The sequence below is a fragment of the Bacillus sp. AFS023182 genome (genome assembly GCF_002560575.1).
Classification (GTDB): domain Bacteria; phylum Bacillota; class Bacilli; order Bacillales; family Bacillaceae_G; genus Bacillus_A; species Bacillus_A arachidis.
Genome location: NZ_NTRO01000010.1, coordinates 48,633 through 58,362, shown reverse-complemented (window position 1 = coordinate 58,362; position 9,730 = coordinate 48,633). Strand labels below are relative to the sequence as shown.

7 protein-coding genes are annotated in these 9,730 nt (G+C 33.6%); 6 read left to right on the top strand and 1 reads right to left on the bottom strand.

What is annotated here, in order from left to right; all coding sequences use genetic code 11:
* Positions 1-37 precede the first annotated feature (37 nt).
* The 6 genes from CN288_RS05665 (at position 38) to CN288_RS05640 (ending at position 9,101) form a co-directional block, all read left to right on the top strand.
* Entirely contained in the window at positions 38-2,320 is a 2,283-nt protein-coding gene (locus CN288_RS05665) for a M28 family peptidase (protein ID WP_098301924.1), read from the top strand.
* Between the two features lie 81 nt (positions 2,321-2,401).
* Positions 2,402-3,109, top strand: a complete 708-nt coding sequence (locus CN288_RS05660; protein ID WP_098301923.1) for a 4'-phosphopantetheinyl transferase family protein — start codon at positions 2,402-2,404, stop codon at positions 3,107-3,109.
* Positions 3,110-3,169: 60 nt separating this feature from the next.
* Entirely contained in the window at positions 3,170-3,925 is a 756-nt protein-coding gene (locus CN288_RS05655; protein WP_098301922.1) for a ParB N-terminal domain-containing protein, read from the top strand.
* 108 nt (positions 3,926-4,033) lie between these two features.
* Positions 4,034-5,287, top strand: coding sequence for an MFS transporter (locus CN288_RS05650; protein ID WP_026590540.1), 1,254 nt, complete (start codon positions 4,034-4,036; stop codon positions 5,285-5,287).
* 403 nt (positions 5,288-5,690) lie between these two features.
* Positions 5,691-6,263, top strand: coding sequence for a TetR/AcrR family transcriptional regulator (locus CN288_RS05645; protein ID WP_026590539.1), 573 nt, complete (start codon positions 5,691-5,693; stop codon positions 6,261-6,263).
* Between the two features lie 249 nt (positions 6,264-6,512).
* Positions 6,513-9,101 (top strand): YhgE/Pip domain-containing protein, encoded by a 2,589-nt coding sequence (locus tag CN288_RS05640; protein ID WP_098301921.1) that lies wholly within the window; start codon positions 6,513-6,515, stop codon positions 9,099-9,101.
* A 41-nt stretch (positions 9,102-9,142) separates the two neighbouring features.
* Here the strand turns inward: CN288_RS05640 and CN288_RS05635 are convergent, their stop codons facing one another.
* On the bottom strand, positions 9,143-9,667 hold the full coding sequence (locus CN288_RS05635) for a DinB family protein (protein WP_098301920.1): 525 nt from the start codon (positions 9,665-9,667) through the stop codon (positions 9,143-9,145).
* Positions 9,668-9,730: the final 63 nt, after the last annotated feature.

Below are 9,730 nucleotides of genomic sequence, written 5' to 3'. Positions count from 1 at the left end.
AACCAAAAAAAGACTGAAAATTAAGAGGATAATTATTATGGAAAGCCTTAAAAACAAAAGCATAATGAGTATTTTGTTTATCTTAATTCTTTTATTAATTTGGGGATCTGTATTTCATTTGACCAAAGATATTGGAAAAGCCCCTGTAAATCCTGAATATGAGAAAAAAGCTGCTCTTCAATATCTTGATAAGATGACACAATTTGTCCGCCCAATAGGAACTAAGGGAAACGAAGAAACAAGAAAATTTATTAAGAAAACGTTAAAAGACGAAGGTATAAAGGTCGCAGAATTAAATTCCTTCGTTGAGCATTCGGAGTTCGGTCCGCCACTGGACACTGGAACACCTTCTAATATTCTTGCAACGATTAAGGGGAAAACAGATAATTCAATTTTAATTGTCGGACATTATGATTCTGTCCCATCTTCAAACGGAGCTGGAGATAATGGAATAGCAGTTGCGAATATGCTACAAACTGCTATTGAACAGTCAAAAGAAAAAACTCCTAACAATAATATTTTATTTTTATTTACTGACGGAGAAGAAATTGGTCTTCTAGGAGCAAAAGCGTTTTATGAAAATCATTTTGCTGAATATAATATTCAAAGCGTTATCAACCTGGAAGGGAGAGGGAGTAGTGGAATACCTTTTCTTTTTGAAACCACAAATCAATCAATAGGGATTGTAAAAGAGTACGCTCATCAATCAGACTTTGCGGTTACTTCATCCTTTTTTAGTGAAGCTTATAAACTCTTACCTTTTAATTCAGATTTTACAGTTTTCAAAAATGACATTCAGATAGGATTTAATTTAGCGTTCATTGAAGGGTTTGGAAATTATCATAATATAAATGATGAATTTGAGAATATCGATCATAGTACAGCATTTATGCAGTATTCAAACTTAAAACTCTTTATAAATCTACTCAAAGATAGAGAAATGACTTTAAATGAAGATGTCGATCAGCTTTCATGGACATTGCTCCCTGGTTTTGTGATTTTTTATGGGAAATGGATAAATTTAATATGTATCGCATCAATACTACTATTTCTAGGAATTGTTATCTACAAAAATAAAAGTATTAAAGTGTTAGATGTTTTAATGCCAATTATTGTGATTGGATTGACAGTTGGAAGTGGTTTATTGTACATACAGGTTTTTAAATGGTTTAATCAGTATTTATTTGATTCCTGGAGATTGCTTCCATTGAATAATGATTTATTTTCAATAAGCTTGGGTGTGTTTGCTTTACTAATTGTGTTAATTGCTTTGTATGTTCTCAAAGTAAATAAAAAAACTCCTGTATTTTCCGTGGGTGTTTTAATCGTTTTATTTATCAGTTCAGTAGTGAGCCATTTCATATTTCCAACACTGGTGCTGCCGATTTTTCTTTTCGCCGTTCCATTCTTCATCTCAGATTTGCTTCCCGGAATTAGTTCTATAAAACGTTGTCTAATATTTTTAGCTATATCGTTAATTCCAATTTTATTTACTGTGTATACATTCCGAGTTATCTATATTGCAGTTCCTAAAATTGCTCCAGTATTTATATTTATTATGCCCGTGCTTTTTGTGACTTATCTTTTGGTTAATAACCGATCTAATAGGAGTACCATTTCAATTTCAGCTCTATCAGCTTTAGTCATCTTAATCATTTTGTCGATTAAAGTTCTTTTGACCACCGAGTTTAGTTCAGCAGAGCCTCGACCTAGCTCATTGTATCTATATAGAGATATTAATGGTGGGAACTATTGGATGACTGACCAGACAGAATTAGATGATTGGCAAAAAAAGATCTTTAATAACAGTAGAAATGTGAAAGAGTCAATGTTTTTTGGAGTAGAGGAGACGTATAAACTCTCACCAATAAAAGAGAGCTTCTCGTCATCAAATTTGAAAGTGGATGGAAAAACTCTTAGCCAAACAAAATTGCAGTTAACTATTTCTAACAATGATTATAATGCTCTGTTTTTATTAATAGAAGATGGAGATGCACTAGACTCAATTACTATAAATGAGACTTTAATTGACAAGGAGAAGTTATCCAAAAGTTTGTTGGAAGATAAGATTTTATTACGTATATGGAATACTAAAGATATTCATTTAGAAGCTAAATACGAAAGTGGAGCAGTTAATAAAAATGTTAGAATTTTAGGGATGAATTTTGCTCATATGATAACTACTCCTAAGATAACACAAGATAATATTATGCAAGCGTGGCCTGGCTATATGACATTTGTTCACCTGAATAACATTAATTGGGATAAGGAAAGAGGGTTTAATTTCGAACATACATTAGAAGGTTGGTCTTGGAAATAGATTACAACGGTATATGAATCATGTTAAAAGAGGTTGTTATAATCAAATGAACTTAAAATAATTAAAAAGGTAGAAGTGTAAATGAAAATGAGAAGAGAGATTTTAATCTATGAAGTTCACTTACCTAGTAATTTGTCTTTGGAAGAATTTGAAGAAAGTTTATCAATATTAAGTGATGAAGAACTTAAAGTATATAAAAATTATAAAGTTGACCACAAAAAAATAGAATTTATTATAGGCCGTTTACTAATTAAACAATTAATTAGCAAAGAATTAGATATACCTATAAGTGAAGTTGAAATCATAAAAAATAAATATGGAAAACTATTTTTAAAGAAACAATGTATGCACAATGAAAAAGAATCGTTACATTTTAACTTATCACATACTGAAGGACTAGTTATATGCGTAATTGGTTATATGGATCAAATAGGAGTAGATGTAGAAAACATTACATACGATTTTTTAGAGGTTATGCCTCAAGTGTTCGTACCAGATGAAATAAAGTATATAAATGCAGGGTCATCATATGAAACGAAGTTAATTAGGTTTTTCCATTTGTGGACAAGAAAAGAGGCGTTAGTTAAAGCGAAAGGGTTAGGATTTTCACTGTCACCATTATCGTTTCGTGTACCGTATCAATTAGATGAAAATACTGCAGAAGACTTTAACTATTTTACTTATTCGCCACTGAAGGACTATGTAGCATCAGTAGCAGTTAAAAATGCAGAAGGCATCAAACATACATTTATATCAAAAAAAATCTGTTGGAAAGAGTTAATTAAGTAAGTTATTTCATTCTGAAGTAACGTCAAAAATTAGTATGTTGATTACAGGAGGAATAATATAATGGTTAATTTAATGAGAGAATCTGTATATGTACACTCATTTCTATGTAATAATCACAAGATCGAATTAGCTGTAGTTGATATTGATAAATTGATACCACACGAAGAAGTAGATTTAAAAAAAATCAAAACAGTTTCTGAGGGGATAAAAGATAGTGGCTTCGTAAAACATACTATTCCTTGTATCAAGTATGATGATAAATTCATCGTTCTGGATGGACATCATAGATTAGCGTCACTAAAAGGATTAGGTTATAAAAGGGCACCTATTCAAATTGTAAGCCAGGATTCAATCGTTTTAGATTATTGGTATCATGTAATTGGTGATCCTAACTGGAAACCTCAATTATCTGATACTATTCATTTAAACGTTGGTGTAACGATTGCCGAGTATAAATGTAAAGATTCTGAGGGGATTATGAGGGGGAAGAATCAAAACATTAACGATATCTTTGCCTCTATTCAAGATATATACCATTCTTATGGAGTTAATCGATTTTATCGCCAAAGTACAATGCCTCAAAATGAATCATGGGTTCAATATAGTGGCATAAGCTTAGAGACGATTATAAATAATGCATTAAAAGGAAACTTAATGCCACCTGGTTTGTCGAGATTTAAAATTCCTTATAAAGTTTTAAACTTAGAAGTGCCTCTTTCCCTCTTAGAAAACGGAGAAGAAGCGGAGTGGATATGTTTTTACGAAAAAACGTGCGGATTTCAGGTGTGTGAATTTCCGGTGGTATGCATCAATTAATTTCCGAATATTAAAAATAAATATTCGGATGATTGTGTTCTATATGAGGGAACTATACCTTAACTCGTTGTTAACAAATAATTTGTAAATAAAATTAAGAGGTGCCTTATGCCATTAGAAAAAACAAATTCGTCTGCAACTTCACTTTTAAGAAATCGTTTCATTCTGGTCATTCTAATTGCTAGTTGTTTTATGCAAATAGGTATTTGGATTAGGAATTTTGCTATTTTATTATTTGTTGTGTCAGTGACTGATGGAGATGCATTTGCCGTGTCACTTATATCGGTTGCAGAATTCCTTCCGATATTTATATTCTCATTTATTGGTGGTGCCTTTGCAGATCGTTGGAAACCAAAGCGAACGATGATATGGTGTGATCTTCTAAGTGCATTATCAGTGTTTTTAATATTAATTACCCTTATTTATACTACTTGGAAGGTTGTGTTCTTTGTTACTTTCATTTCAGCGACTCTATCTCAGTTTTCACAGCCTTTATCGATGAAGTTGTTTAAGAAGCACTTGAGTGAAGAACAAATGCAGAAAGGAATGTCATTATTTCAAACTATAATATCTTCTTTCATGATATTCGGCCCGATTTTAGGTACATTTATATTTGAACAGTTTGGTATCCATGTTTCAATGGCATTAGTGGGAATGATGTTTTTATTGTCTGCCATGACATTGATGTTCATACCAAAAGATCAAAACATTTCCATAACTGACCAGGAATCCTCAGTTTGGATGGACATGAAAGTTGGCTTCAAATATGTTTGGGTTCATCAAATATTAAGGACTTTAGGATTTGTTTTTATGGTTGCGGGCTTAGGTTTAGGGTTAATAAGACCGTTATCCATCTTTTTAATAACTGAGAGGCTTCATTTAGATAAAGAATATCTACAGTGGCTTTTTGCTGTTGATGGAGCAGCTATGATTATAGGTGGAGTTATTGTCATGATTTTTTCAAGCAAAATCGTGCCACAAAAGATTATAATGGTGGGAATGACGATCATGACTGTAGGGATTTTTATGTTAGGATCATCTACAGTGTTCTGGGTCACCCTAATTACTCAATTCATAATAGGTTTATTCACACCCGGGTTGCTTATTGGGATAAATACAATCATTTTAAACAACACCGAAGAAAATTTTGTGGGCCGCGTAAATGGAATTCTGACACCATTATTTACAGGGACTATGGTAATTAGTATGAGTATTTCTGGTCTATTAAAAGAGCAGTTTTCTCTATTCACCATTTATCAATTCTCTGCCATCTTTTTTATTATAGGTATTTTAGTCATGATTCCGATAATGAGTTTAAGGAATAATAAAGTGGAAGTTAATCACTCTTCCGATGTAAATTAATTTGTTATTCTACATTTACTTGATTCTTCTGACTTTTGAGGGCTGAGCATCTTTTAAACTTGTTGATTCTCATACTAATCATTTAAAATAGGATGTGATTAGTATGAAAAACGAACTGTATCCCGCATGAATTGGCTGTAAAAATCAGATGGATGAGGGCTAATAATCAGTAGGGGAATTACCTCATGAGTAAAGTTTCACTTTACTCATGAGGTAAATTTGCTTTGGACAAGCCGTACCTTTTGACTCGTCAATTACTCGATATATGTTAAAAATTTGATTAGAAAAAAAATGATGCGGGGAATAATTAAAAAGAGACCTTGTATAGGAGAGAAGACTGTGATAATATCAAGTGTGTACTAATTGACTATATTATCCATATGGTCACTTCGGAGGTGAAGATGTGGCAATAGATCGAAAGCATTCGATTATTGAAGCTGCAACAAAGTCTTTTTCAGCGTTTGGCTACAAAGCAACAACAATGGACCAAGTCGCAAAGTTAGCGAATGTTGGGAAGGGAACGATTTATACGTTTTTCAAAAATAAAGAAGAATTGTTTGGCGAAATTATTTCTAATTTAATTACAGAAATGAGACAGGTAGCCAAAGAAGCAATTCGTCCAGACGTTTCATTTTTTGAAAATGTACATAAAGCATTATATGGTATTTTAGAATTCAGAAAAGAACATCAATTGATGATTAAACTCATTCAAGAAGAACGAGATATGGGCACGAAAGAAGTACAAGACGGCATGCAACAAGTAGAGACTGAAATTGTATCAGTTATTCAATCTTACTTAGAAATTGCAATTGAAAAGGGCGAAATTAGTGAATGTGACCCGGAAATTACGGCGTTTATTATGCTTCGCTTATACGTATCACTTATTTTTGATTGGGAAAAAAATCATGAACCACTAGATAAAGAACGAATCGCAGAACTGTTTGAACTTTATTTATTAAAAGGATTGTCAAATTAAGATAATCCTTTTAATATAGTTGAAAATGACTAATTGAACGAAATAGTCATAAGTATCGAATGTTAATTTTTAATCTGTTTACATTGACCAAATGGTTTAAATAGTCATTTAAAATAAAAAAGTGCATAGTATAGAGAGAAGATGATAAAAGTTGGGGTTAGATAATACTTATAGCAGAATATGGTCTTTTTTATTTGGTTTAAAATGACTAATTGAACATTGCGGTCATAAATAAAGGGAGGGGAAACAATGAGAGGATTTACGTTACTTGGTAAGGAATTTACGGAAATTATTAAAAGTAAAAAAATTTTAATACCTATTATAGCTGTTTTATTTGTACCACTTTTATACGCTGGTATGTTTTTATGGGCGTTTTGGGACCCGTATGATCAATTAGATGATTTGCCAGTTGCAGTAGTTAATCTTGATAAAGGTGCAGTATTTGACGGCAAATCAATTGAAGTTGGTAAAGGATTAGTCGACGAGTTAAAGGATAATAAAAGTTTTAAATGGGAGTTTGTGAGTGAAAAAACGGCAAAAGAGGGAATGGAAAATCGAAAATATTATATGTTAGTTCGTATTCCAGAGAATTTCTCAGACAATGCAACAACGCTGCTGAAAGAAAATCCAAGACGATTAAACTTAGAATATATACCAAATGAAAGCTTAAACTTCTTATCTTCACAAATCGGCGGGACTGCGATTGAAAAAATTAAAGGAGAAGTATCTAATACGTTAACCAAAACGTATGCAGAGAAAATGTTTGATTCCCTAAAAGATGTTTCACAAGGATTTGCTGATGGATCGGATGGAGCGAATAAGTTACACGATGGTGCTGGGGAGCTGCAAGATGGATCTGGCAAGGTAACAGACGGCTTGCATACATTGCAAGGGAAGTCTGGAGAGATGAAGAATGGAGTTGGTCAGTTAGTAGGTGGATCTGGAAAATTGCTAGATGGATCAGGTCAAGTATCAAGTGGTTTAAACTTATTAAACAGTAAAACAGGTGAATTGAAAAATGGAGTTGGTCAGTTAGTAGATGGATCAGGTCAAGTATCAGGTGGTTTGAACCTGTTAAACAGTAAAACAGGTGAATTGAAAAATGGAGTTGGTCAGTTAGTAGATGGATCAAATCAGGTGACAGATGGTTTACATTTACTCGCAAATCAATCAGCTACATTGCAAAAAGGTACAACAGATTTGGCTACGGGAATGACTGGGCTTGCCAATGCACAAAGTGAACTAGAGACAGGTGCAAAAGATATTCAAAATGGCATTCATACTTTAAATAGTAAGGTGCAAGCCTCTATATCAAGTTTGAAAGATTTAGAGCCAAAACTTGCAGAATTGGGTGCGGCTTCACAAAAAGTGGAAGGGTTAAGTCAAGTATCACAAGAGAATGTTAAAGCATCGAAGGAAACGATGGATGATTTAGTTGCTTTACAAAATGCGATTAACAGTTTACCAAAAGAATCTCAAGATAAGTTACAGCCTCTTATGAAGAGTGCTACGAATAACATGGCTGCAGTTCAAAAGCAATCAGCCATCATTGCGGGTGGAACGAGCGAGTTAAAGGAAAAAGTAAGTGGATTACAAGTGAAGCTACCAGATACAAATCAATTGACGAATTTAGCGAATGGCATTAATCAATTAGAACAAGATCAAATGAAATTCGTAACTAATTTCCATAAATTTGGTGAGAAGTTAGATACAGCAACATCTGGTGCAGGTAGCTTATCTAAAGGATCCGAAAAATTAATTCAAGGTGTAAATAAGCTAGCAGACGGTTCAAATAAAGTGACAAATGGTCTAGTTCAATTAGCAACAAAATCAGATGAAATGATTGGTGGAATTGGTAAGCTAGCAGATGGTTCAAATAAAGTGACAAACGGTCTAGTTCAATTATCAACAAAATCAAATGAAATGATTGGTGGAATTGGTAAGTTGGCAGAAGGCTCAAATAAAGTGACAAACGGTTTAGACACGCTAAATGGTGGGCTAAATAAAATGTTAGATGGCTCAGGCCAATTAATCGACGGAGTAAACAAACTAGCAGACGGCTCCGGAAAAGTAACAGACGGTTTAGTAAAAGTAAATGACGGAACTGGTGAACTTGCTGAAAAACTTGGCGAGGGTGCTGAGAAAACAGGGGAAATAAAAGGAACTGATAAAACATACGATATGTTTGCAGATCCAGTGAAAGTACAAACTGAGAAGATGGCAGAAGTTCCAAACTACGGAACAGGATTTACACCATACTTCTTATCGCTTGGTTTATTTGTTGGGGCACTTCTATTATCGATTGTATTTCCATTACGTGAGACAGTTGGTATACCAAAGTCAGGGTTTAGCTGGTTTATTAGTAAGTTCGGTGTACTACTTGCAGTTGGCGTAATTCAAGCGCTTGTTGCAGATGCTGTATTATTATTAGGATTAGGTATTGAAGTACAAAGTGTGGCATATTTCGTATTGTTTAGTATTCTTACAAGTCTATCGTTTATCGCTTTAATTCAGTTCTTAGTAACTACTTTCAGCGATGCTGGACGTTTTATCGCGATTTTAACATTAATTCTACAATTAACAACAAGTGCAGGTACATTCCCGCTTGAGTTAATTCCAAAACCACTACAAGTATTTAATGCATGGTTACCAATGACGTACTCTGTATCTGGATTTAAAGCAGTTGTGTCAAGCGGAGACTTCGGATTTATGTGGCAAAGCGCAGGTATATTAATGATCTTTATTGTTCTGTTGTCACTTGGAACGATTGGTTCGTTGACTTGGATGCATAAGCGGCAGTATCGTAATTTAGTAGAGGAGAAATCGATAGAAGCCTAGGGGAGTAATCCTCTAGGCTTTTTTAAATTTTATAGGGAGATTTATTTTAGAATAATACTTTGTTCCAGCCTTTCTTTCTGACGAAGATGGTGTGCAAAATGCATATAAATCAATTGAAACCATTCTACAGCATTTAAATACCCAAGTCCCGGGTGCTCTACCTTTTGATTGTCTGGAATCGACGAGAGTTTTGGTTCAAGCTCTTTTATCTTTTCAATAAGTTGTAACAGTGTTTTTTGAATCGTTTCTTTATCTGTTGGATTGGCCGGTGTATACCCTGGGCGATTAGGTACTTTTATTTGTATTGGAGGAAAAGCACCCATCTTATACACTTGCTCACCCATTTCGGTTTTTTTGCCATCTAAAGTGGCAGATTCAGCTGTACATGTTGCGATGGCATCTAATTGCATATTTGAAGCTGCAAGTAAATGATTATACATTTGTCCGAGTGACCATTCTTCTTCAGAAGGCTTTTTTCTAAATTGTTCAAGGGAGTATTTTTCTAATTCGTTGATGTAGTACGTGGCTATACTTTCGAATTTCTCTAAAATGGCATTTGGGTTCATCGTGTTAACTCCTTTTCTTGTATAAGATTTAATTCTTAAGGACTACTATAAATGACTGATGTT